This is a genomic window from Nitrospira sp. SG-bin1 (genome assembly GCA_002083365.1).
In the GTDB taxonomy this organism is placed as follows: domain Bacteria; phylum Nitrospirota; class Nitrospiria; order Nitrospirales; family Nitrospiraceae; genus Nitrospira_D.
Genome location: LVWS01000015.1, coordinates 75,884 through 101,010, shown reverse-complemented (window position 1 = coordinate 101,010; position 25,127 = coordinate 75,884). Strand labels below are relative to the sequence as shown.

General features: G+C 52.5%; 19 protein-coding genes. All 19 read right to left on the bottom strand.

The features are described 5' to 3' along the window. Nucleotides 1-435 precede the first annotated feature (435 nt). A complete protein-coding gene (locus A4E19_16000) occupies nt 436-1,788 on the bottom strand; it encodes a hypothetical protein (GenBank protein ID OQW35958.1) in 1,353 nt (450 codons plus the stop codon). Between the two features lie 62 nt (nt 1,789-1,850). After that, a complete protein-coding gene (locus A4E19_15995) occupies nt 1,851-2,915 on the bottom strand; it encodes a glycosyl transferase family 1 (GenBank protein OQW35957.1) in 1,065 nt (354 codons plus the stop codon). A 50-nt stretch (nt 2,916-2,965) separates the two neighbouring features. Then, nucleotides 2,966-4,888 carry a hypothetical protein gene (locus A4E19_15990; protein OQW35956.1) on the bottom strand — a complete coding sequence of 641 codons (1,923 nt, stop codon included), beginning with the start codon at nt 4,886-4,888 and terminating at the stop codon, nt 2,966-2,968. A gap of 1 nt (nt 4,889) precedes the next feature. Further along, on the bottom strand, nt 4,890-5,978 hold the full coding sequence (locus A4E19_15985) for a hypothetical protein (GenBank protein OQW35955.1): 1,089 nt from the start codon (nt 5,976-5,978) through the stop codon (nt 4,890-4,892). Between the two features lie 58 nt (nt 5,979-6,036). Further along, entirely contained in the window at nt 6,037-7,260 is a 1,224-nt protein-coding gene (locus A4E19_15980; protein OQW35954.1) for a hypothetical protein, read from the bottom strand. 391 nt (nt 7,261-7,651) lie between these two features. After that, nucleotides 7,652-9,079, bottom strand: coding sequence for a hypothetical protein (locus A4E19_15975; GenBank protein OQW35953.1), 1,428 nt, complete (start codon nt 9,077-9,079; stop codon nt 7,652-7,654). A gap of 200 nt (nt 9,080-9,279) precedes the next feature. Continuing rightward, entirely contained in the window at nt 9,280-10,662 is a 1,383-nt protein-coding gene (locus tag A4E19_15970) for a hypothetical protein (GenBank protein ID OQW35952.1), read from the bottom strand. A gap of 222 nt (nt 10,663-10,884) precedes the next feature. After that, nucleotides 10,885-12,228: a hypothetical protein gene (locus tag A4E19_15965; GenBank protein ID OQW35951.1), complete on the bottom strand. Its 1,344-nt coding sequence runs from the start codon at nt 12,226-12,228 to the stop codon at nt 10,885-10,887. Between the two features lie 90 nt (nt 12,229-12,318). Further along, on the bottom strand, nt 12,319-13,590 hold the full coding sequence (locus tag A4E19_15960) for a hypothetical protein (GenBank protein OQW35950.1): 1,272 nt from the start codon (nt 13,588-13,590) through the stop codon (nt 12,319-12,321). Nucleotides 13,591-13,678: 88 nt separating this feature from the next. Continuing rightward, the gene (locus A4E19_15955) at nt 13,679-14,617 is read right to left on the bottom strand and encodes a hypothetical protein (GenBank protein ID OQW35949.1); all 939 of its coding nucleotides are present in this window, start codon (nt 14,615-14,617) and stop codon (nt 13,679-13,681) included. 85 nt (nt 14,618-14,702) lie between these two features. Then, nucleotides 14,703-16,565, bottom strand: coding sequence for a hypothetical protein (locus A4E19_15950; GenBank protein OQW35948.1), 1,863 nt, complete (start codon nt 16,563-16,565; stop codon nt 14,703-14,705). A 486-nt stretch (nt 16,566-17,051) separates the two neighbouring features. After that, complete coding sequence (locus A4E19_15945; GenBank protein ID OQW35947.1) at nt 17,052-17,864, bottom strand: hypothetical protein; 813 nt, start codon at nt 17,862-17,864, stop codon at nt 17,052-17,054. 93 nt (nt 17,865-17,957) lie between these two features. Beyond that, a complete protein-coding gene (locus A4E19_15940) occupies nt 17,958-18,929 on the bottom strand; it encodes a hypothetical protein (GenBank protein OQW35946.1) in 972 nt (323 codons plus the stop codon). A 207-nt stretch (nt 18,930-19,136) separates the two neighbouring features. Further along, entirely contained in the window at nt 19,137-20,012 is an 876-nt protein-coding gene (locus tag A4E19_15935; GenBank protein OQW35945.1) for a glycosyl transferase family 2, read from the bottom strand. 113 nt (nt 20,013-20,125) lie between these two features. Continuing rightward, the gene (locus tag A4E19_15930) at nt 20,126-20,314 is read right to left on the bottom strand and encodes a hypothetical protein (GenBank protein ID OQW35944.1); all 189 of its coding nucleotides are present in this window, start codon (nt 20,312-20,314) and stop codon (nt 20,126-20,128) included. Between the two features lie 116 nt (nt 20,315-20,430). Continuing rightward, nucleotides 20,431-21,345 (bottom strand): hypothetical protein, encoded by a 915-nt coding sequence (locus A4E19_15925; GenBank protein OQW35943.1) that lies wholly within the window; start codon nt 21,343-21,345, stop codon nt 20,431-20,433. A 142-nt stretch (nt 21,346-21,487) separates the two neighbouring features. Next, on the bottom strand, nt 21,488-22,792 hold the full coding sequence (locus A4E19_15920) for a hypothetical protein (GenBank protein OQW35942.1): 1,305 nt from the start codon (nt 22,790-22,792) through the stop codon (nt 21,488-21,490). Nucleotides 22,793-22,906: 114 nt separating this feature from the next. Then, nucleotides 22,907-23,737: a phosphate ABC transporter permease gene (locus A4E19_15915; GenBank protein OQW35941.1), complete on the bottom strand. Its 831-nt coding sequence runs from the start codon at nt 23,735-23,737 to the stop codon at nt 22,907-22,909. A gap of 400 nt (nt 23,738-24,137) precedes the next feature. After that, nucleotides 24,138-24,866, bottom strand: coding sequence for a hypothetical protein (locus A4E19_15910; GenBank protein ID OQW35940.1), 729 nt, complete (start codon nt 24,864-24,866; stop codon nt 24,138-24,140). Nucleotides 24,867-25,127 lie beyond the last annotated feature (261 nt).

Here is a 25,127-nt window from a genome sequence, read left to right as displayed (position 1 = left end):
GCGTGCGCCGCAACGGTTGACGCGAAGGCGCTCACTAAAATACAGGCCCCGAGGGCTTGCTTGAGTCGAAGCATGTGGAGTCTCCTCATAGTTCACAACACGCTGAGGCTATAGAAATGTTTGGCGGTGTCTTAAATGAGGTTCCGCACCTTATACAGAAATAGGCAATCATTATGCAAAATAAGCCGTCTATTAGAGACCTAAGTACAAATGTAAGGCCACTTATTCCGACTTGTTTAAACCGTTCATAGGCCCTGCGTGGTGTGCGATGAGAGGAACCGTAAAACTAAACTTTGGTGGTTTGATCGCTATGCCAATTGTTCCAGCAATTTGGCGTTTGCCCCTCCAGGACAGTTTTCAAGGCTTGAAGTAGTGGTAGGTAGCATCTAGCTCTGACAAGACCAGCTTTGTGCGAGCGTCAAGTAGTCATGATGCTCAACTCTTTTGAGGCTTATCCTTAGCTCTACATTCCTCCGGTAATTTGCAGACAACGGCGCGAAACTTTCCGCTCGCTCCGCGAGGAATCTCCGTGGTTCGCTCCATGACTACTTTGATATCCCCCATCCGTTCTTTGACTCTTTGCACGATCACATCTTCATGACGCGAGGAAAAACCTGGTGTTGGTACAAATTTCACACGCACACAATCAAGCCTTTCCTGAATGATCTGAGCTTCGCGGATCGCTAGGTCACCGTTAAATACTGCACCAAACCTGCTGACGCGCCTCCCGTCTTTTGTGTAGAGCACATCGCTGATTCTTCCATCCAGCGATCCCATCACCGGTAAGGTACGTCCACATTGGCACGCTTCAGGATGATCCGTCAGACAGCCTCGATCACCAATGCGGTACCGGATCAGTGGCATATCAGCATTTAACAAGCCCGTACACACCAGGTCGCCAGACACCCCGGGCGGAACCGGTCGATCATTCTGAACAAACTCTACCCACCCGACTTCCGGCCATAAGTGCAACCGGCCCATAGCACACTCACTTGCCATAGCGGCCATCTCGGCCATTCCGTAGGTTTCACGAACAGGACAGTTGAAGGCTTCTGCAATCGCTGCTCGTTGATACTCATAGACCGGTTCAGCGCTTGTGAGCGCGACGGCCATGTGCAGATCCTTTCGGCCTAAGTCCAAGGCTTTCTGAGCTAATGCGTAGAGCGAAGAAGGGTACCCATAAAGATAGGCAATACGATAGCGAGAAAGCGCATCAAGATAAGTCACCATGAGATCCGGAGCCAGATGATAGGAAGACATGTAGAGTTGATTTAACCCCTGATTCCATACCCAAAAAGGCGGACGTCTCTGAGTCACCGGAGTCACTAATTGGCCGGCAATCATTGCCCAACGGTTGTGTCGAGACACGCCGTTCCAGTTGCGAATCCGTGCCTCGCTCCAGGCAGACAAAGTACGTATGGTCTGCAAGCTTGCCCACAAGCTCAGTGGCTTACCGGTACTCCCACTTGTCCGCTCGTTGTACATCTTCCGCACGTTACAATCATCGGCCACAAATCCTCGTGAGTTCGCCCTGAGCAAGTCTTTTTCAAGAATCGGCCAATTTTCCAAGTACTCCCACGATGCCTTATCCCCGCCCTTCCGTCGGGCAGCCCATTGCTCCCGATAGTACGGCACTTGCGTGGCAGCTCGATGGAGTACATACGCTAATCGTTCTTCTTGCCAGACTCGCCACTGTTCTGGACTCCAATATTCACGCCTAAGTGCTTCTTCAGCCAGACGCTCTGTTTCCGGGCCGTATCGCCAGGATCGGAGGTGCAGCCCGCGCATGCTGGCTACTATCGAACGCAATGGTCCAGGCAGTCTATGGTAAGCTTTGAGTAGTGTGTCTTTCATTTCCGAGCTTGTGCTGCAACTTCCATCAAAATTTTCTCCCACTTTGGGAGAATGCTCGGCCAATCAAATTGTTCAACTTTTATGCGGGCATTTTTCGACAGCCGATCGGCGAGACCATCCTCGGTCAAGAATCGCCTAACCGCTTGGGCCATTGCGGCAGCATCGTCAGTAGGAACAAGGAGTGCATCGCTCTCGTCTTTGAGCAAATAAGGGATGCCTCCTACATTCGTACTCACAATGCATAATCCACAAGCCATGGCTTCGAGCACACTCACTGGCGTATTGTCCACTCTGGGTGTATTCAAAAAAATATCGCCTTGATTGAGTAACTTGGGAATTTCATCTTTAGTGACAGTGCCCGTGCACATCAGCCTATCATTGACGCCAAGTTGCGATGTCAATCCTTTCATCTGTTCAAAACTCCCATCACCCTTATCGGGGCCCATCATGACTAGCCGAACCTCTGGAAAGTCCTGTGCCAGCTGAGCGACTACCCGAACAGCGAGCGAGGGATTGTAGATATGATGGAATGCCCTGAGCCAGACTAACTTGGGGACAGGATGCGCTCGATCCTTAAACGAATACTTTTCCAGGTCCAATGGATTTGGCAACAGCTCTAACTCCTTGTGGTAGGGTCTCATTTGCTCAAAGAGATAGGCCGAGGGTGTAGTAACAATAGGGGAACTCCGTAATAAGCGAGGGACACGTTCACCGGTCTTTTGAGCAAATGCCGGAAGATTTCCTCCACGAAGCGTCAACACATATGGCTTCTTCACCATTCTTAAAGCCCAACACACCAACTCAGCCCACAGGAATGCCGGCCCACTGTAGACATCGACATGTGCCACATGATATTGATTTCGACACCGCCAAACAGTCTGCAGAAAATCAAGCAACCGTGCTAACCGACCAGGACGAAAGGATGTTGTGATAATGCACCAATCGGCAGCCTTGAGTCGGAAGGCAAGGTCCTCGCACACACTCCGAGTTCCCCTAGTAGCAGATAGGAAGTTGCCGACTAAGAGCACGGTTGGACGTTTCTGGTTTTCAAAAGTTAGCATAAGTTCGGCTCACAGAATGACAAGCCCATTAAGGCTTCAGCTGTTCCCATTTAGCAGACGGCTCCGTCATCCGCTAAATGCAAGTGAACGGAAAGCAAGAAAATCGTCAGCCGGAAGATGGCACCCCGTGAGAAAGCTCCATCGGGGCGACCGCTGCAAAACGCTTCCACGATCGGTTCATATCTCTCCGGCCTAAAAAACTCCGGCAGCCGACTCGATGGACCAAGCAGTGTCTCTCTGACGCGAGACCTAAACTGAGCATCCACCCACCGATCCACAGGAACAGCAAAACCGTGCTTGGGTTTCTTGGCGATCATCAGAGGGAGCTGCCGTGCGGCAATCTCCCGCAGGACCTGCTTGCACTCACGGCCTTTCACTTTGAGCTGGTGCGGCAAGGTGAGGCCAAATGAAAACAATTCCTCATCCAGCATGGGTACACGCACTTCGAGACTTTCCTTCATACTGGCGAGGTCAACCTTGAACAAAAAGTCGTTCGCCAACGTCACGCGCACGTTGGCTTCCGTCGCCAATCCAGAGAGCCGCTCCACTCGACCCGCCTTCGGGGGTAAGCAGTGCTCCCACTGTTGCTCAAAGAACCGGCGAACCGGCAGCATTTTTCCATAGTCCAAGCATAACCTGCGCAATTCTTCTTCTTGCAAAAAGGTGAACAAGTTTTGAACGATTTGCACATCGTCGCCGTATGCCACTTCCCTGAGACGAGCTGGGAGATGGGGTGACACAACCGCCAGGTTTGCCAGTGGATCAAGCGCCAGAGCGCTTACATTCCACAGAGCGGCAGGCAAACGTTGCATCTGTGCAATTCTGGTCAGCCGCCAATAGACATCATATCCACCAAATCCTTCATCCCCGCCGTCTCCCGAGAGCGCAACGGTGACATGGGCACGCATCAAACGACACACCGCATTGACCCCGAATAGCGATGTGTCGGCAAAGGGCTGTCCCGCATGCTTCAGCAAGTCGATGACCCGTTCCCATGTTCCTTGTCCCTCGTCCATATCGAGCGCCATATGATGACTGCCGATATGTTGGGCCACGGCTAATGCGTCCGATGTCTCATCATACTTCCGGTCCGAGAAACGAACATTATAGGTCCGCAGCCTTCCCTGAAGCGTTCGTTGAGCTGCCGCGCTGACGAGTGAGGAATCAATTCCTCCGCTCAGCAACGAACCGAGAGGGACCTCACTTTCTAACTGACGTTGGACTGCTGTCGCGATCAGCTCTTCCGCTCGATCAACGGCTTCCGATAAGGACAGGCTTGGGTCCGGTGCGATGATTCCCTTCCAATACCGTCGTGCCTTCCAGGAAATCGCGCCATCTGACAGTGAACTTGCTTCGAGAATCTCTCCGGCTTGCAAAGCATGGATACCTTGATAGAAAGTGCCGGGAGCTGGAATATACAACAGCGCCGCGGAGTCATAGATCGCCTGTCGATCCGGCCTCGTGTCGATGTCCTTTACACAAAGTACGGCCTTGAGCTCACTTGCGAAAGCCAGCCTCGACTTCGTCGGGGCATAAAAAAGCGGCTTGATCCCGTAACGGTCTCGAGCAAGCAAGAGCGTTTCGGTACGCATATCGTAGATCGCGATTGCGAACATTCCCCTCAATCGCTCAACAAAACCTATGCCTAGCTCTTCATAGAGATGTGGTATGACTTCAGAGTCCGAATGGCCCCTGAAGCGGTGCCCTTTCCCTTCCAGATGGCTCCGCAACTCCCTGTGATTATAAATCTCGCCGTTGAAGACACTCCAAACCGTTCCGGTTTCATTTGCCATCGGCTGAGTACCGGTTTCCGACAGGTCGATGATCGAGAGACGCGTGTGCACCAGAGTGGCCGAGGGGAAAGACCGGACTCCGAAGGCGTCGGGGCCTCGGTGATGGAGCGACCGCCGCATATGGTCGGCAGCTTCACCGCCACCCTCCTGTCTGCCGATCCAACCACCGATTCCACACATGTTATTTGTCCTTCCACCCTTCAGCCCGATAGACCGCAAAGGTCTCTGACAGCAAGCGATCGAGTCCGAAAGCTTGCTCGGCCTTTGTCCGACCGGCATCCCCCATCCTGCGACACAACTCCTGGTCTTTGAGAAGAGCTACGATACGATCGGCGAGTACAGCTCCATCCTCTTTTGGCACCACGAACCCCGTCTTGCCGTCTTTTATCAAATAGGGAGCGTCACCCGCGTCGGTGGCGACAACGGCACGACCACAGGCCATCGCCTCCATAATGACATTTGGACAGCCTTCGCTCTCGGCAGTATGGACAAGAAAGGCCGCATCAGCGAGTAGATCCGGAATATCGTTCCGCGCGCCCAGAAACCGAACTAGATGATCCACATGGAGACTTCTCGCCATGTCCTCTAGTTCCCCTCTCAAGAGTCCTGATCCCGCAAGAAGGACCTCAGGACATACGCCCTTAGAGGCAAGAAAACCGACGGCTCGAATTAACCGATCCCATCGCTTTACCGATGACAGGCTTCCTACAGCTAGGATATGTCCCCGTTCAGGGTACGGCTGAGGTATGTACCGATCCAGATCGACTCCATTCATGACAACGTAGATGCGGCGAGGCCGATTTATTGTCGCCGAACGTTTGGCCTCTTGCTCCGCATTAAAGCTATTATAGACTTGGCCGGACGGCCATCGTCTACAAAATCGCCCTAAAATCTGCCCCGCTTCCCGGCTAGCTCGGGTAAAGCTGCTTCGTACCGACCCAATAGGGATGGCTCCTGCACCTTGAGCTGCCCACCAGGCAGCGATGTTCGTATAGAACGTGTACGAGTGAATGACCTCAGGTCGCAGATCGGACACCAGACTGCGCAGAGCCTGTAATTTGGCCAATCGTGTCGGCTTGGTTCCTAGTGCGACCACAGGAACATCTAATGCGCGAATGAATGCGGCATAGTGATCATTATGAGAATTCCCCCACACAGCGACGACGGGTTTATACTTGCTTCGATCCATAGATTCTAGCAAGTACAGTAGCTGCCGCTCTAATCCACCTAAACCTAACTGCCCGACGAGATAGAGGATGCGGCAGTCCACGTGGGGATCCCTACAGAAAGTCCCTAAGATTCGCTAAGTGTTTTAAACAACTAAGGCGTTACAGGCGCCGACGAACATTTGTTTCCACAGCTTCCGATACGATCCCCGTGGGCCAGATCCATTGTCTCGCACCAACCAACATGCCGATACCAAAGGAAAACATCTTGTCATGAAAACCATGTATCTGGAGGAGATATAAACCGAGCGCGACGAGAATGCCCAGCAGTGCAAGCGAAAGTTCATCACGACCGGATCGTGATGGTATTAAACGATAGACATGCCATATGATCCACAGAAAAAATATGAGGCCGAGAACTCCCCAGTAGATTGTGATCGCGAGAAGTGAGTTGTGCACACCATGCGTAATCATACCACCGGCACGGTGTCTGCCATACCCCTTCTCGAGCCCCCATTTTTCATGGAAATTTCCCGAACCAACACCAGCTACGATGTATTCCGGTAGACGATCTAATGACGTGTCATATAACTGCATCCGGCTCTCCTTTTTGCCACTCTTTGCCGTCTCAGTTGAGAACACCATCCGAGACCAGATCGCGTCAGGTAGCACTGCATAAACAATCATGCCTAAGACGGAAGCAACGATCAAAGCTTTCCCATATCTGAATCCTTGGGCATAGAGAATTGTCGCAAAGGACACGAAGATGACCACGGCGACACCTCTGGACATCGGTAAGAATGAGGCAATGAGACAGAAGGCGCCTGCTCCCAGCAATAAAATACGGAGATGCTTTAATCTGTCCCATAAAGATAGAGCAAATGCCACGATTGCTCCCTGAGCGCATATAAAGGACAGATGATTTATATTGGCCCCCAAGGGCTTATTCCCGAACGCTTGACGGCGAATTTGGCTAGCCTCGCCGAAATCATCAGCCTGCATTCCCTGTAGCGTTTCATATCCCGTCGAATAGAGAACAATAGATACCCAGAAGGCTGTCGCAATATATCCGTACAGGCCGATAGTCAGCGCCGAGCGATCTCTACATAGTACCGCCACGCACACCGCGCCTCCGATCATTTGCCCAAAACGTATAAGGTCGCCATATCTGGAGAGCGGGCTCGAAAATTCCAAGAGGACGCTGACACCGATGAAGGCATAGGCTGCGATAAAGACGGGGTGATACCACGTCTTGCCCAAGGTGCGAGGACGATTCACCATGATATATGCCGCGATCACGACAAACAGGAGAAAGTTGACGGTCATCCCGGCTACCGTGGGAAGATAATTTTCCAGCGGTAGAATCACCATCGCCGCAAAGAGCAAGCATCTCTCAACAGGGGTGGTGCGGGATTGGGGCACGATGTGTTGAGTAGCGACCGGTACCCCGCTTGTCGATAGTCCCTGGTTTAATCTGATGGGTCGGTCGAGAATGGAGTGTACCTCGGTTTTTTGTAGGTGCTCTTTGTAACTAAGGCGGGTTGCTTGTTAGGCGCGGTGTAGGATCCTTAGGCCAGATCAACCCGTGGGTTCTGACCTTTTCGGCACAGGAAACTCACCAGTCCTATCAACACCTGTACTGGCTCGGATGAGTACGATATCTTATAGGTAATCGCAATTTCGCAAATCACTATATCTCTCGTAGGATACCCCGTCAAGGACACGATCGTTTGCGCGTCGACGAGTCGCGACCATTATAACAGCAATTTACCAGTGCTCATATGGCCGCCCAAAATACGAACGCTATCAATACGCCGATGGAAAGACTCACACGGTCGCGAACGGCAAAAATTACGGGATCCTCGTTCATCGAGCCGCGGTGCGTAAGCATCCAAACGCGTGTGATCCATGTAAGCAGCAAGGGACAAGCCAACCAAATGAATTCTGGATGGCTATACAGCTGAGTGGTTCGGCCATCGTTGATATAGAGGGCCAACACCATCACCGCCATGTAGCCGGATGCGGCACCGAGCGCCGCGATCATAGGCAGATCATCTGTGAAGTAGCCTCGGCCACGAGCTTTGTCCTGTTTGCTTTGTTCACGTACCTGAAACAGTTCGGCGTAGCGCTTGACCAGCGCTAAGCTTAGGAAGATGAACATTGAAAACGCGAGCAGCCAAAAGCTCAGTTGAATACTGAGAGCGACGGCACCGACAAGGATGCGCAAGGTGTATAGGATTGCAAGAGTGATGACATCGATGACCATTCGTCGTTTGAGCCATATGGAATAGGCCAGCGTCAGCGCGTAATAGCAGACCAATCCGATCGTGAAAACGATCGGCAACAACCAGATCCCCAAACCCAAGGCGGCCATCAGCATGAGCGGAGACGCGATCAGACCGGATTGGACCGAGAGTTGCCCGGAGGCAAAAGGCCTTGATCGCTTGCGGACGTGGTGACGGTCATCCCGAAGATCAAGCAAGTCGTTCAAGATGTAGACGCTGGAAGCGCATAAACTAAAAGAAAGGAAGGCGAGTGACGCATTGAGAACCTGCAACCACTCTGTATAGCGGTGGGCAGCCAGTAACGGCACGAAAATGAGAATGTTTTTGAGCCACTGATGCACCCGCAGAGCTCGTATCCAGTCGCGCAGTGCTCCTTGTGGGGACCCGAGGACACCGGCCACATTGCCAAGCGCCCGCGCCCTACGTTCAACCATGAGGGAGGCATTGACCACATAAGCCTGACGGGCGGCATTCCATACGGGCAGGTCTTTCTTGGAGTTGGCAGCATAGTCAAAACCACGATGACCGAAGTTCTGCACGAGTACATCGCGCTTAGCATGGGCTGAAAGGTTGCAATCACCGTCTGTAGCAATGATGTCATCGAAGAGCCTCAGATGGCTTGCGACCTGGTCTGCCAGCCTGCGATGGCTCGCCGTCGCGAGAACGATCCGCCGGCCACGCCGTCGCTCATGCTCGATAAACTCGATTATCACCCTGTCGTAGGGCAGAGTAGTGACATCGATCTCCGTGGCATAGGCCAGTTGGCGTTTGAGGACAGCTTTCCCCAGCATCAGCCACTGCAGCAGCGCAAGAATCCGGCGAGGTCTATCCCGTACGTACATCAGCGCCGTCTCGATCAAAAGATCGGAACGAAGCAGTGTGCCATCGAGATCGATGACAAGCGGTGGCTCCTCTACCAACGTAAACCTCTAACTCTCATACAGTGGTTCATGCTGCCCACTTCCATACGATAAGTGATTCTTGAAGAACGTTCACCCGAATATCACAGTGTAGACGTCCCGTCGTGGGGCCTCGGCGAGTCCAATCCAGAATCTCGCCACTGCAGGAAGCACGGTGCCAACTGGAATAACTGCCGGCAAGGATATTACCTGACAGGAAGTCAATTCTGTCTTAAACTACGAATGAGACGTACTAGTCCTATAGCTGCCAGTAACGGAACGATGAACTCCAGCGCGACTCGATATCGTGAACCTTGACCGAACGTAATCCCTGAAGGCAGAGTAAGAAGTAGACAAATACCCAAAATTGCTAGCAGCCATTTCATCTGGATCACGCCGCCGTCCCGATTTCTGTCCGGAGTGCCACATAGGCCTAGCCCAGCAAAAATCAATAAGGAAGCCAAAAATCCACCAAGCACCCAAACATCGCCACGGAAGTTCAATCCAGCCGGTCGCAAAATAGCCGGATCGGGATGAATGATATATTGGCCCGCGTTCAATACAAAGCAATAGCCCGTCAAGATAGGAGCTGCTCGAAAAACGGCGATCGCCCTTCGCCAGCGTTCGTCATTCACTTCCTGGATGGAAAGGCCCTGACTCCACTCTCGTTCTTCCTCATGTGCTGCTCTATGGAGCGCCCACCGGTCTCCCCTTGCTTCTTGAAGTTGCGCCTTCACACCAGCCGCAAAGTAATGATAGGCATTCACTCCCGGGACGTCGCTAAACCCATCAAACTGGGCCTCGCGTAGGTTACGAGTCTTCCACAGGTATAAGGGTGAAGCCGAGCAGACGAGCATGACGGCCACCAAAATCCAAGCCTTTTCCCGCTTGTCCCCGCACAAGAGAAATAGTGCGATCGCGACAATTGGTACCAGAGGCCAGAGAGGCCTTACAAATACCACAGCGCTTGTCAGTAGCCCTATGGCTGCACCGCCAGCTAAAATTGCATAAAGTTTCGTCGTGTGCTCTACCACGAAATACATTACAAAAAACAGCATCGCAAGGGTCAGAAAATATAGACCTTCGGTGAGCGCAAAGCCGGCTGTTACGGCGCCCCAAGGAGAAAAAGCTGCCAAGAGAGCTCCCGTGAAGGCCATAATAGGAGGAACGATCCGTCGAGCCAGCAAATAGAGAAAGACCACGCTCCAGGATGTAATAATGGTTTGGACGACCAGAATGGTGCGAAGGTCCTCATCATTATTCACGCTCTTTCCGGTCACGACCATAAGCGCCGATAGAAATACAGGATATCCAGGAGTTCTGCTGACTTCCGGCTCTTGATTTTTGTTTAAAAATTTTCCCTTCTCTAAAAGGCTTACAGCAGGACGGAAATAGGATCCGGAGTCGCCGAACTTGAGATCTGCGGGATCCGCCGACAAAGTCAGAAACAAGCGCGGCAGCAGCGACGCGATTAGAACAATCACCGTCGCAACACACGCATGACCTTGAAGCCAGGAAGATAAGCTCCGGCCATCGGCATTTTGCTTATCGTGCCGTTCAATAATTATTTCAGAATTGACCATGTGCTTAGCACCCGGTTTCATTGCCTCGTCTCAAGCCGAATCATATACATGAAATAATTCGTAACACCAGCGAATCTGCCGCCACTGATTTTCTCATTCTGTTCGCACATTGACGATTTCGGACATCCCACTGATCCATCTTGATCGAAAATTACGTGTGAGGAGCGCTGCAGCAAGATTTACGACGGGGCATCAGACTCCACATGTCTGCGTTGGCACGTTCGCACCATCCCAACCTCTGTCTCACGCCTGTGCGCGACTTTTATCACGCGCCACTATCCCTCGCAGGATGGCATCAAGATTCTTAGAAATGGTCGTCCACGAACAGCTCTCGATGTTCTCGGACCGAGGCGTCTGTCCACTAACCACTTCCTGGAGAAACGATACCATACCCTGAGTATCGGCACCTGTAAAACTTTTCACGAATCCGGTAGAAGCCGCGAGCCTTCTTGTGTCACTGCCAAAAGAGGAAATAAGGAGAACCGGCGTTCCGAATCCGATGGCTTCAAATATTTTGCCCGGGATAGTCCCTTTATCTATGAGTTGGCTTTGCTCATAAATTGAACTAATGACCAGTGCGAGGTTCGCCCCCTTGACTGCCGATAACGCCTCGCGCCTCGGGACTCTTCCATGAATCACTACACGATCAGTCAGACCATACTGAGCAGCCTGTTGGCGAACATAGCCTTCTTGCACCCCATAGTAGTGGAAGTACCATGCTTCGTTTGTTTCATTCGGAGACTCCTTCAGGCATTTGAGCGCGGCAAGGAACGGTGAGACGAGGATCTTTGGATGATAAAAGGTTCCTGTATACACGATGGCACAATGTCCGAAGTCGTATGGTTTGACGGCGGCCATCTCGTCGGGATCGTAGCCGTTTGTCATCACATGAACCTTTTCCCCAACACCGTACCGTTGATCCAAGTCCTCGCCCCATGAAGGCGACGCAATGGTGACCGCTGCACAACCTTCAAGCAAACGTGCCTCTTCCCGGACCGCCCCTGGTCTCGGTGGCCGATCGACGAAACGACTTTGAGTCCAGGGGTCTCGATAGTCCAAGACATAAGGCCGCCTCAGCCGATCTGAGAGGCTTCTTGCAAGTCGAAACGCCACGAACGGCGAACCGGAAGCAAGAATGACATCCACATCTTTCGGACTCAAATTGGAACAAGCTCGCTCGGCCTCCTTGATCCAACCTATATGCATATCGACCCCGAGTCGCCGTGCGATCGATCGGCAGATGCCTCCTACAACCCATCCCATGTTCCGATCCCAGCATTTCAGATGATTGGGCACCAGGCAGCACCATCGATGGCCGGTCAGGATACGATGAATGCCTTCGGCATCCAACTCGGTCGAGATCTTTTCGCTGTCGTCGGCATTGCGCCAGACACGAGGGTAGGGGGTTACCACGGTAACCTCCCAACCTAACCTGGCCAAATACCTCGCCATGTTCCATGTACGAACAGCCCCGATCGTCTGGACCGGCGGGAAATAGCAGGCGAGGAGGAGCAGTTTTGGCCTATCGGCACCCCCCCCCGTACTTTCTTCTGTATGAATATTTTCAAACATGTGAGGAGCGACCATCGTGAGACGTTTCCCCGCGTCATATCGAAGCTTGGAGTGAGAGGCCTCTCTTACGCCGTCTATACAAACCCCATGCGACATCGGAGTTTATTAAAGTATGCATCGGTCGATGTCGAGAGCGCACGGCCTGGAATACGTGTCTTGCATGAGTTCCCGGTATAATTCTTCCAGCTTTTTATTCAAGGCGTGTGTGTCAAACCCTTGCTCCACGTGCATTCTTCCCGCTTTACCCATCCTATTACATATTTCCGGATGGCTCATCAGCTGGGCCAGGGCCTCTGCAAGAGAAACCGCGTCCCGTTCCGGCACCAACAAACCCGACACACCGTCGGCCACCAGTTCCGGTATCCCGCTGTGAAAGGTACTGATCACGGGCAACCCCGTAGCCATCGCCTCTTTGATGGCGTTTGGAATCCCCTCCTGATCACCGCTTTCGGAAGTCAAACTAGGAGCAACCAGCACGTGCGATTCCTCCAATAATCTTTTCACTTCCTCGTGTGTTTTCCAACCGAGCAATCTGACTTGTCGCTCAATACCCATGCTCTTTATCAACTGCTGCAACTCCTCACGAAGCGCTCCATCCCCGACTATCGAATAGTCTATTTTTTCTCCCTTTGAAAGAAGGTGTGACACGGCTTCAACGGCAAAGGCCACGCCTTTCTTTTCGATCAACCTCGCAATCGTCAGCACCTTGATAGGGTCGCCAGGTCCCCGCTCTCTCTGAATGTATTCGAATTTTGAACAATCAATGCCGGAATGGTGAACGACGATTTTCTTTTGCTCGCAGCCCTCCTGGATCAACCGTTCCTTAAGGAACTCGCAAACCGGCAAAAACAAATCCCCTTCCCCGAATAACTCACGATAAATCCCCGGGTGTTTTTTGAGATACACGGTTACATCATACCCTCGGATGGATGTCACGATCTTGGAATGACTCGCACAGATTTGATTGAGTGCCACCCCACTGGGTCCGAGCGCGCCGAACTGGCAATGGATGATGTCAAAAGGACCTCTTTCTGTCAGCGCGGCGCTCATGAAAAGGAGACTAAGGGACCATGACGGTTTCCCATACCGAACGATATTTAACGATCTGAGCAGAACGTCATAGTGGCTTGGCGCATATTTCATGATGAGGAGAATGGCTTTGAGCATTCTCGATATTTTGTTCTGTGGAATTCCATAGTAGTGTGTGCGCTTGGACAATCCGTATTTCTCATAGTTCTCATGAATGGTGACATTCTTCACCGACTTGTCGGCGAAAATATGGACATCATGGCCCAGCTCCATCAGACCCACAATCTGATTCAAGATAAAGGTCTCGGAGACGGAGGGAAATTGGCTGACAAGAAAAGCAATTTTCATAATGGATGATACGATAAGGCCGAACGATCCGAATTAATACACGCCCTTGAATCTGCTACTCTCGAAGACAAACGCGCATGAACTCATGCTACCGGCTTGTAATTTGCCTCTTCAGAAACTTCTGGAGACGAGAAAGGTTTTTTACATACAAAAACCATAACGGGGAATAACAGTAGTCAAAGGTCCTGTAGATCGTTCGGTACGCATGCCACCGTTCACTCAGAGGTGTCATTCCGGCGACGCGGTTGTAATTTCTGAAGCAGAAGTACGCCATTCCCTTTTCTCGTATGACGGCAGCATGCTCAGGCACGGCATTGCACATGATGTCCAACAGAAAAAGACTGTCTTCGCACCAAGCGGAATAATGGACAGCACTCCCGATATTGCTGTCGTGCCTGCGAAAACTCGCTTTGACATCGGGAATATCTATTCTCCCGTATTTCGCGGCAAGTTGAACATATGCCACGACATCATCATACCTGTTCGTTTTCGAATGTATTCCGCCAAGCTCTTTCAACCTGTCGGCGTTGAAGATCGTGCTGCACAGATACAGAGGCAGTTTGCGCTCGAACCATCCTAAGATAAATTCGGCCGTTGAACAACCGCCCACCGTATTGCGACAAGCGGATATGATATTCCCTTTGGAATCAATCTCGCGCGCTCCGGTCAAAATGACGCCCGGCTCATGATGTTTCACCGCCTCCATACAGGTGGCGACAAAGTCGTCGTCGATCAAATCATCGTCCATCAGCAGGACGAAGTACTTCCCTCGGGATTGCTCCAGGCAAAAATTTCGATTGTTGACCGGGCCGATATTTTCTTTTTGCCTGTAGTACCTGATCCGAGCCTCGCCGAATTCCTTCACGACCGATTCGGTATCGTCCTGCGAGCAATTATCGGACAAGATGATCTCAATGTTCTCATAGGTTTGACGCACCGCGCTGCGCAGCGCATGTCGAAGATAGGTGCCCGCCCTGTTATATGTCGGTATGCCTATGGAGACAAGAGGAGCTGTAGAATCTGGCATTGTGATCGTTCCTGATAAAGAGGCCGGACCTTAGGGGCAGGTCTCCGTACGACTCAAGTTGCAGTCCCGATGCCGAATCCGAAACTCAGTTGATACCTACCTGAGGCCTTGCGAAGTATCGCTTTTCCCATAATGCCAAGCTGAGGAGCGGCCAGAGTCCACGTGCATAATTGCATCTTCCATTGATATGGTCTTCAAATACTCCACGCAACGCCCTTCGATCGATTTCAAGCCCCAGGATATCGGTTCGTGTCAGGACCTGTTCCTCGAACAGCTGTTTCAGAGATGTTCTGAGCCATGTCGCCATCGGCACTTCAAACCCGCGCTTCCGAAACGTCTTGTATGTCACCATTTTTGCCAAGGCATGCCGCAACGGTAGTTTCCCAAGTTTCTGTTCCATATTCAGGCAATCGCGCCAGTCGATCTTCGTGGCCGCTTCGATGACTTGCCTGTCGAGTAAAGGAACGCGAACCTCCAGTGAGTTGTACATGCTGGCCCGATCAACCTTCATCAATACCATGGTCAAATGATGGACCAACTCATGCCACCGCGAGAGCTGCGCTATTCGATCCTGGTCACGACCATCGTACGCATACACATTGTTTTCCGATGGCCATGCGGGCAAGGACGGAAATATTTCCTTCAGACCCACCTCAGGAAGGCGGGTGTGCATGGAACGATGGCAGTGGCCCAAGGACTCCATAAGCAAATACCTGTCATCGCCTCTTAACAGGACTCTTTTCATTCCCCATTGCAGCCGTCTCAGCCAAAGCGGTCGCCTGAAATCCTGAGTCAGCCGGATAAGCTTGATGAAGCGGCTGGGATACCCCCAGAACAATTCATCCCCGCCATCGCCGGACAGCATCACCTTATGATCACGGCCGGCCAATCTGGACACCATCAAGGTCGGAAAGATCGAATAGTCACCGAACGGTTCTCCACAGGCGTCGATGACATCCGCGGTCAACGCCTGCACCTGATCGGGAGAGATATAGTCGACCGTATGTTTGACGCCAATTTCTTTGGCATACGCCTGCGCGTCCGCGGATTCGTCCGTATGTTTTTCCCCGGTTCCAATCGTGAACGTTTCTATGGCCTTTGAGCTGACGGACCGCATCTTGGCCACCACTAACGGAGAGTCGATGCCGCCGGATAAAAAGGCCCCCACGGGAACATCACTGATTAAATGCCTTTTCACGGCCGCCGTTATGGCTTCATCCACCGCCTCGAAGGCTTCTTCCCCTCTCAACGAAGGCTCGGCATATTCGGGAAAAACATAAAAGTGGCCCCGTGCACACTGTCCCTCAGCGGAAATTTCCATCCACATGCCTGGTTCGAGCATGTGGGTATTCTTTTTTATGGCCCAAGGAGCGGGGATATAGGCCAAGCGCAGATACAGTCCCAACGCCTCCTCGGACACGCCGAAACGAGCGCTCCAGGGATGCGCCAGTAACTGATCGTACTGAGAACCGAAGACGATGCCGTTATCGCATAGCAAGTAATAGAGCGGCTTCATGCCCGCGTGGTCGCGCGCCAGCAGCAGCTTCTTCTCAACGCTGTCATACAAACCCAACGCGAACATCCCGTTGAACCGGGCCAACGCGTCTGTCCCCCATTCTATCAATGCATACAGGACAACTTCGCTGTCACTGGTCGAGCGGAATGTCACCCCTCGGTTCTCCAATTGTCCCCGCAGGTCCATGAAATTATAGACTTCGCCGTTGAACACCAATGTATATCGGCCGTTCCCGACGGTCATGGGCTGATGGCCCCGTGGGCTCAAATCGATTATCGACAGCCTGCGAAATACCAAGGTGCAGTATTCATCACCGGACCAGGATCCGCTATCATCCGGCCCTCGACGGGACATCATCGAACTGATTTTGTCCCAGTCCGCGCATGCGGACTGTTTGCTCCTGAATCTCAGCTCTCCGGCTATTCCGCACATCTTCCTATACCAGGCTCCTCGAGATCGTCATGGCCCATAGACTGCATAGTCTAACTAGCAAGCCTCTCCGTCAAGGAGATGTGTTGAAAGAAGAACGTCCGCTCTCTATGGCGACCGGTCCATGATGCCCGAAGTGACTCCGCTTGTCTCGAATATCGTTTCTCATTAGTAAGCGATGCCGGAATGGCGCCGCGTGGCTGTGGTTTCTGCAGGCGTGAATGGTCAGTGCCCACAGTACCCGGGATCGGTGTCCTTCAAGGCTGTTACCATTCGCGTTCAGTACACTTCGAATAACGCATGACAACTTCATGGCTAAGGGACATTGCACCAAGACATTCTTCTTTTAATGGTCTATGGTTCAGGGGAGCGTATAGGGCATCGCGCAGAAATGCCCTTAGTGGTCGGTCGTCGTTATCACATCACGATCTCACACAGGCATATTCATCATGATTGATTTTGGACAGGCCTGCCGAAAAGCCTTTCATTCTAAGGTTGCCCGGCGCATCTCTTTTCTGTTTTTGAGCCACCATCGGCTCCCGAGTATCGCCACCCATCCCCGTACGGCCCTGTGAGCCCATTGAGAAAGTCAACGTCACATTTCTTACACCACTTTCTTCGTAACGGACGCCCCTCTCGAAGCAGTTCCGGAACGGTGACGAAGCTGAAACGCCCGCTCAGTTCTCTGAGAAACGAGTCCACCATGTTCATCATCGGTTCCCGGTCGGCATAGCGCTCCTCTCCATACCGAAAAAGCGAATCATGCAAAAGAATGATGCTGCCGTCACGAATTCGGCTCATAATCCTGCTCTTCATCCAATCCGCGTCATGGTCGAGCCAATCATCGGCCGTCACACTATACATGATGACCTGATAGCCGAGCCATAATGCATCGAGACGGGACCACAGGTTCTGGTCCGCATAGGGAGGGCGTAGGAGCGGTACTCCATAGGGAGCAATCGCCTGCGCGCAGGCCCGGATCTGGGCCCGCCGCTCCCGTCCGGTGATGAGCGGGAAAGAAGGATGATCCCAGGAGTGATTGCCGATCGCATGTCCGCCGCCGGCCACTTTTGCCACGATGTCGGGATGGAGCGCTGCGGCTTGGCCCACCATGAAAAATGTCGCTTTTGCGCGATGCTTCTCCAAGATCGCAAGAAGACGGGGGGTGCAAAGCGGATCGGGGCCATCGTCGAACGTGAGGGCCACCATCGGTCGCGACGTGGACACACTCGTGATCGTCCCCACTCTGGAAAGAGCAGCACACTTCACCGTCGCGCATGCCTTCTTAATCAAGTGGAGCATTTCTTTTTGATGTCCAAGAGACGAGTTGGAAGAACTCGCTATGCTTTTTGGGGAGCCCATTGAAATGAGCGGCCGGCGGATAGTGCACACCCATTACCCTGACTTCCATAGTCGCTCCCAGCCTAAGTCCGCAAAGCACGGCCCTTGCGTGGCTTCGCTGAACTTAATGCCGTTTCTCGCCCCATTCCATTCCAGGAGCTGGACCTGCTCGTCCCGGTCGACAGTCACATCCCAGCCTACACAGCGTGTATAGGGAGCTTTCCGATGCAACTCGGTCACGGTGCGTACACAACTATGGAATGCAGGAATCACGTTCCCGGCAAACGCGACATGGCTCGTCGGATGAACTCTGGTCTCCAGCCATTCCGCCGTGTACCCGATCTCCTCTAATGCTCCACTGACCACGTTGACCGGCACTCTGATTTCGGTTTTTGACTGCACATGGGTTTCATCTCCACTGCCCATTCTCAGGTAACATGCCCGCACGGACACCTTCCCACTCTCCTCGTACACGGTCGTGATTCGTACGGTTGCTACGGATTGTTGGGTGAATTCAGCGAACAATCGATGCGGCCGCACGGCGCGTTGAAACACCCCGTTCCCCAGCCGGTGGATCTGTTCAAGACTGAACGACTCACGCGTGAGAAAATAAACGCCTTCACCTCGGAGCGAATGATCGAGCTTGAAGACCACTCGCTCCTGATCCTTGAACAGTTTGTCTCTCACCGCATCGGGTGACACAAATCCGGAGGTGGTGTCAAAAAAGATCCCGTTGACGTACGCGAGCACATCAGGAAGGGCCGCGCTCTGAAGCATGACCGCGCTCAGCCCCCTGAGGTCCGCCATCGGTCCATACCGCTTCTGAATCGTGGGTACGACAACCGAGAAGTAGTAGTTATCGGGAATCCAGCCCTCTCGAAACCGCCCGGAAACCGCCGTATAGACATACAACCAGGGGGCAAAGCGCTTATGTCCGAGGACCTCCACCGCATAATCGTTACACTGTTTCAGATCCTGACGGCTCGTCTTGCCTTTATAGCTTTCCACGGCCTTCAGGTTTCTCATAGCCTGTCTGTTGAGCTCCCAATAATCATAATAATAACTCTCCAAACGCCCCAACCTCTGAAAAATAGCTCTGGCGGATGACTTCCAACTTAAGGACATCAAAAGCTGACCTCCGTCAATAGATCTTCGCTGTACGCTGTTTGTCAACAGCCTGCCGGCGACTGACACATGCGCTTCAGTATCTCTCTTGCGCCATTGAGGAGCCGGTCAAATCGCAAAAATTCTGTATTTGATACTGCCCTTTAGCTGCCCCATTCGGGTGCCAAGACGCTGAGCCCAATGAACCAGATCTCTTCTACTCCGAATTTTGTGAATATTCTTGAGGAAGCCTATGATGAGATCTTTCCATGCCTCGATCCCTTCTTTCCACGTGTGTCTTGGCAGGCCTAATGGAAGGTACTTCTTGTACAGAAGAACGCGGTATTCTCCCCAGCCGAAAGACTGGAGAAAAATCCCTTTCACGGTATCCCTCAAGCGAACATGCATCACCGCATCCGACACAAAATGAAGCGCTGTTCCTTTCAGCTGCACTCTCCAACAATACTCCGTATCTTCACCTAAACGACATGATTCAGCGAAACCGCCGACTTCCTCATGGATACGACGCTTAATTCCGATGGTACTTCCCCCAGCATGCGGAAGAAAGTTCAAGAAACCGCCCGTCTGAAGCCCTCGTGCCTGTGAATGGTCCCACTTCTCCGCCACCCATGCAGGGCTGAGCTTATGAACATCGATGCGGCAGGCAACAAAATCCCACTTTGACAACGCCTCTCCCATCGACGCCAGCCACCCCGAACCCACCTCATCGTCAGCATCGCAAAAGGCTATGAATTCACCCAGGGCGTTCTTTGCACCTACGTTCCTGGCATAGGCTTGTCCACGCTTCCCGGATGCGTCAACGATTCGGAGACTAGGCAGCCGTCCCTCGTATTGTTTTACGACGTCCATTGAGCCGTCTGTTGACCCATTGTCCGACACAATGACCTCCCAAGGCTCAGACCACTGTTGATTGGCAAGCGCCTCGAGTTGAGTCCCAATGGTATCCGCTTCATTAAAACAGGGTATTACGACGCTCAACCTCATAAGCTTTCCTTCATCTTGTTATTCCAGTCCAATTACACACATACATTCCTCTACCGTTGAATCCCCACGGAAGAAAGGGCTGCTGTTATCGTATGGAATCGCGGACCCGAGACTCAATCCGACGCAATATGTTCAGAGAACTCCAAACGGTCGGAGGCCAACGTGTTGACAAGGCATGCTCTTTGACATCCGGAAGAAGTTCCATCGCTCTCGGTGGCACAAGGATACGTCTCCTCATATGTTTCACCCAATTCCCGCAGGACGGACATAAAGGCAAGATGAAAATGCGTCACGACGTTCATCTTTTCCAAAGATTCAGCAAATAGCCAGTCTCCCGAACTTATCTCTGTCTACGCTTGTTTCCGCGTTTGCGTTGTGCCGGGTTCACTCAGTCGAATATATCACTCGGCCCTTATGCTTATAGATAAACCGTGCGATAGCGCAAGGAACCACACAACCGACCCCAGCAGAGCGCCACCTTGCGCAGGAAATGCGCCCTCCGGCTTTCTTCTCCCCCCAGTAAATAGGGGAGCTCAATGACCAACCCCCTATATTTATAATAAACTCCACGGAGGGATGAGCGAGGCATTCCGTAAGAGGCGAATTGCTTGTAGAGATAGACATGAGCCGCGCCATAGCGCACATTCTGCTTCCACATTGCTTGCAGCGTCTCCCGGTAACGGTACTGAACCACCGCGTCCGGGACCGGATGGAGCACATAGCCTTGCAGTTGCAAACGCCACGAGAGCTCTATATCTTCGCAAAAGGAAGCCCTCTCGCTAAAGCCGCCGACTCGCTCGAATGCTTCACGCGAAAGCGCCATAAGGGCGCCACAGGCAAATGGCAGAAAAAACAGATTTCGTCTCGTGGCAAAATTGCCGGGGTGATGGCGCCAGGCTTTGCTCTGGTTCAGGGCCTCGACGTCAATGGTGCCGGCGACAAACTCGTGCTGCTCGAGTGCCCGAGCCAGTGCCGCGAGCCAACCCGGGGCGACGACATCATCGGCATCACAAAAAAGAAAGACATCCCCTTTGGCGGCCCGCGCTCCGACATTACAGGCATACGCACGGCCCTGCTTCTCCTCTGCCCCGACCAGACGGAGATGTGGCATCTGCTGCTGATACTGCCGGATGACCGCGACCGAGTCGTCCGTCGAACGATTATCGACGGCCACGATCTCCCAGTCGCCGTCAAATACCTGACTGTTCAGTGCATCAAGTTGTGGGGCCAACGTCGTGGCAGCGTTGTACACCGGCATAATGACGCTGACCAGTTGGCGTCGTCGTGGGCAGGGGTGTGCCGTTTCATTCACGTTCATATCAGTCCTCGCCATTACCCAGAAGATGACCTGGTTGCTGCTTCCTCAACATCGCTACATGGTAAACAGTCTCACATTCAGGAAAGCTTCGGTGACAGGGCATGGAACACCGTCCTATTCATGGAGACGCTTAAGACACGGTTTGCCGAATGGGCGCTCACTGAGGCATTTGACCGTTGTCGTTGAGCCGGGACACCTTCCAAGCTAGCACAGGGGAAACGATTCCTAACCGGCCCGGATTAAACGTATAACCGACCTCGGACACATCAAACGTCAATGCTCCCTCAAGCTGCTGAAACAGTTTATAGCTGCTTACACCTTGAGTGAACGAAATGATTGATAGATAGTAGCGGCCAGGCTTCAGCAAACAGGGAGGGATCTTGGTGGCGGCATGATAACGACCAGTCTCTCTGACACATCCTCTCAATTCAGGCAAGTCGGTATCCATCGATTCAAATACGATATTATTCATCGAATCGCATAGGTGAAACGTTACAGAAAGGTCTCTGATCGGAACTTTTACGTCGTATGCAATCTCCAGCACAAGCGAGTCGTTAAAGTTCACGACGGATTGCGGTCGCCCATCGCTCGACAACAGCCGAACGGATGTGAATCGGACCTCGGAGTCGCTCGGCGAGGACGATTCGTTGGACCAGCTCGACTTGACTTCCGTTCCGAACAAGGAAGACAAATACGTATTCACCACTTCGACCGAAGGTCCGACACGCTTCAATCTGCCTTTCTCCAATTGCACGGCCCTTCCGCAAAGCTGCGTGATGGCCCCAAGGTTGTGACTGACAAACAAGACCGTCCGGCCTTCCTTGGCGACACTTCCCATCTTGCCGAGACATTTTTTTTGGAATCCTGCATCCCCGACCGCCAGAACCTCATCGACCAACAGAATCTCCGGCTCAAGGTGCGCCGCGACGGAAAAAGCCAACCGAAGATACATCCCACTGGAGTAGTGTTTCACAGGCGTATCGATAAACCTCTCGACCTCGGAAAAGGCGACGATTTCGTCAAATTTTCTTTCGATATCGGCCCGCTTCATGCCCAGAATCGCTCCGTTTAGAAACGTATTCTCCCTGCCTGTCAACTCCGGATGAAAGCCGGTGCCTACTTCCAAGAGGGATCCGACACGCCCGCGAATTTCAGCATGTCCGACCGTCGGTTCGGCGATGCGTGAGAGTATTTTCAAGAGGGTGCTCTTACCCGCCCCGTTGCCGCCGATCACGCCGATGACTTCTCCCTGCTTCACCTCGAAGGAAATGTCTTGCAACGCCCAGAACTCAGGATCCAACTCAGCATCGTTCGCCCCCCCTCCCTGGAACAGTTGCCTTGCTCTCTGAAAGGGCGCGCCGAGCGCCCCCGCGATAGAATCCCGCAGCGTTTTATACTTTTCCATTTTCCCGATACGGTACCGCTTGCCGATTCCTTCTACTCGTATGGCGATCTCGTCCATGATTCCTCGGAGTGTGGTACAAAGTGGGCGCTAGGCTACCCGATGCACAGAATTGCCTCTTAGTCGTTCAGTACAACGCCGGGAGTTCTTCGCCGGTGTTCACTTTTCACACGATCAAATCACATCCGCAAACGTCTTTTCCAACCGGCGGAAGTAAAATGCTCCCCCGACCAAAAGTGCCAGGGCGGTCAGCGAAGACACGATTAACATCGGCCCCGGGGCGGTCGCCGTCCCAAGCAAGGCCCAACGAAATCCCTCGATCACCCCCACCATCGGATTAAGGCTATAGAGGGTCCGCCAAGGCTCCGACAACAAACTGCTCGGATACGCGATGGGAGTCGCGAAAAACCAAAGCTGAATCAGAAACGGCAGCACGTGTCGCACATCTCGAAATTGGACATTCAAGGCGGACAACCAGAGCGAGACACCGAGCGACGTCACAACCGTGAGCAGAAGCAGGAAAGGGAGCCAGATCACATTGAGCGTGGGAAGGATGCCGTAATAGAGCATCATGCCGAGCAACACAATAAAAGCAATCGAAAAATCGATGATTCCGGAAGTCACCGACGCGATCGGAACCGAAAGCCTTGGGAAATAAACTTTTTTGATCAGATTGGCGCTTCCCACCAGGCTGTTGGATGCTTGCCCCATCCCCTGGGCAAAGAAGGTCCAGGGAACCAGGGCAGCGTACGTGAAGATCGGATAAGGGATTCCGTCGGAAGGAATCTTCCCCAGTCGTCCGAAGAAAACGCTGAAGACAACCATAGTAAACACGGGTTGGATGATGGCCCAACCCACGCCGAGCGCAGTCTGCTTATAGCGCACCTTCACATCGCGCCAGATCAAGAAGTAGAGCAGCTCACGATAAGCCCATAACTCTTTTAGTTGAAGAGATACCCACCCCTTGGACGGTTCAATCCGAACTACCTGAATACTTTGCTCCATAGCCACCTCGTTAAGTTACTTTCATAGTGCCGATTAGCGATGAGAGCCGGTTCTCTCCCATGAGTTAGTCACAAGGATCCAGTTCAGAGTCTCTATCATGCCAGCATGCGACGGGTGCGAAGCTATCGGCCTCCTCTCCGCCCACGTCCGATACCGACGACGATTAGCCGCTTTTATTTCAAGCATCTCGGAGAAGTCCATTGTCGCCCCTTGCGAGCTCAATGTTCCACCGGCTTATTCTGCATATCATCTGTTGGCCGTCAAGAACTCACGATGCTATCTCCACAATAGATCCCGCCGTGCAACATGAAACTATGAGAGAATAGTATCACCGGTAGTTTGGAATACCATGGACACCCCGCCTTGTCAGCGACATCTGTAAGTTCGCCGCTTCAACCAATCAATACGACTTTATAAGCGGACGTATATTGATGTTCGTCACCTCAGCTGTTATCGGCATCATCAGAGCATTAATGACAGCCGCAGCGATATCCTCGGGCTGGAGAAGAAGCTCCGGCCTGTACTCCCTTCCCTCCATCTGGAAAATAGCCTCCATGCGTGGCGTGGCGGTTCGCCCAGGATAAACACTCAGCACCCGAACCCCATCCAAGTTGACCTCATCTCTGAGACTATCCGCTATGGCTTTCAAAGCATGCTGAGTAGCGGCAAATTGACCAAGATGCGCCTGTGCTTGAAGCCCTTGGCTTGAATTGACAAAAGCAATCTGACCTTTCCTTTTTTTGAGTATTGACAGAAGAGACTGAGTTAACTGGTACGGCATACGCACATTGGCTCGATACAGCCGATCAAATTCGTCCACTGAAGCCGTTTGAAAATCACCCTTCGAATAGGCTCCAGCACAGTGAATCAACACATCAACGCCACCCAATTGCTTACTAAGACTCTCCACGATACCGGTGATTGCCCCATCAGCTACCAGGTCAGTCGCATGGACCACGACCAATGGCGACAACTTGCGCGCAAGTTCTGCCACCTCGTGTAACGCCGTGCGGTTTCGTCCCACTAGAAACAGCCTGGCTCTCTTCGCTGCAAGACCAAGCGCTATCGCTCGTCCGATCCCTTGGCTCGCCCCTGTAACAACAGCCACATGATTTTCGAGAACAATCATAACACTCCTCATCATGTTCGCGTGGGATGGACGAATTCACTTGCACCGCACATCCCTGCTCGCGTGCATCCGCCATTACTTAGGAATTGCCTCAAGCCTCAGGGAAGGTGTGCGATGCACTGCCCCAACCTCCTCAGAACCTGGACGAACCGATCGCGGAATCATTCATTAAGGTTCCGAGAGAGACGGCATCTGTGATTGATATCCCACCTAAATCGGGGACCAGTTGTATGGTTCGAAATCGATGATGAAGCGCGTAAC

Excerpts from the sequence above, each read along its gene's own strand:
- A4E19_16000 (OQW35958.1), bottom strand. The coding sequence starts at position 1,788 with ATGCGCGGGCTGCACCTCCGATCCTGGCGATACGGCCCGGAAACAGAG.
- A4E19_15995 (OQW35957.1), bottom strand. The coding sequence starts at position 2,915 with ATGCTAACTTTTGAAAACCAGAAACGTCCAACCGTGCTCTTAGTCGGC.
- A4E19_15990 (OQW35956.1), bottom strand. The coding sequence starts at position 4,888 with ATGTGTGGAATCGGTGGTTGGATCGGCAGACAGGAGGGTGGCGGTGAA.
- A4E19_15970 (OQW35952.1), bottom strand. The coding sequence starts at position 10,662 with ATGAAACCGGGTGCTAAGCACATGGTCAATTCTGAAATAATTATTGAA.
- A4E19_15965 (OQW35951.1), bottom strand. The coding sequence starts at position 12,228 with ATGGTCGCTCCTCACATGTTTGAAAATATTCATACAGAAGAAAGTACG.
- A4E19_15960 (OQW35950.1), bottom strand. The coding sequence starts at position 13,590 with ATGAAAATTGCTTTTCTTGTCAGCCAATTTCCCTCCGTCTCCGAGACC.
- A4E19_15955 (OQW35949.1), bottom strand. The coding sequence starts at position 14,617 with ATGCCAGATTCTACAGCTCCTCTTGTCTCCATAGGCATACCGACATAT.
- A4E19_15950 (OQW35948.1), bottom strand. The coding sequence starts at position 16,565 with ATGTGCGGAATAGCCGGAGAGCTGAGATTCAGGAGCAAACAGTCCGCA.
- A4E19_15945 (OQW35947.1), bottom strand. The coding sequence starts at position 17,864 with ATGCTCCACTTGATTAAGAAGGCATGCGCGACGGTGAAGTGTGCTGCT.
- A4E19_15940 (OQW35946.1), bottom strand. The coding sequence starts at position 18,929 with ATGAGAAACCTGAAGGCCGTGGAAAGCTATAAAGGCAAGACGAGCCGT.
- A4E19_15935 (OQW35945.1), bottom strand. The coding sequence starts at position 20,012 with ATGAGGTTGAGCGTCGTAATACCCTGTTTTAATGAAGCGGATACCATT.
- A4E19_15930 (OQW35944.1), bottom strand. The coding sequence starts at position 20,314 with ATGAACGTCGTGACGCATTTTCATCTTGCCTTTATGTCCGTCCTGCGG.
- A4E19_15925 (OQW35943.1), bottom strand. The coding sequence starts at position 21,345 with ATGGCGAGGACTGATATGAACGTGAATGAAACGGCACACCCCTGCCCA.
- A4E19_15920 (OQW35942.1), bottom strand. The coding sequence starts at position 22,792 with ATGGACGAGATCGCCATACGAGTAGAAGGAATCGGCAAGCGGTACCGT.
- A4E19_15915 (OQW35941.1), bottom strand. The coding sequence starts at position 23,737 with ATGGAGCAAAGTATTCAGGTAGTTCGGATTGAACCGTCCAAGGGGTGG.
- A4E19_15910 (OQW35940.1), bottom strand. The coding sequence starts at position 24,866 with ATGATTGTTCTCGAAAATCATGTGGCTGTTGTTACAGGGGCGAGCCAA.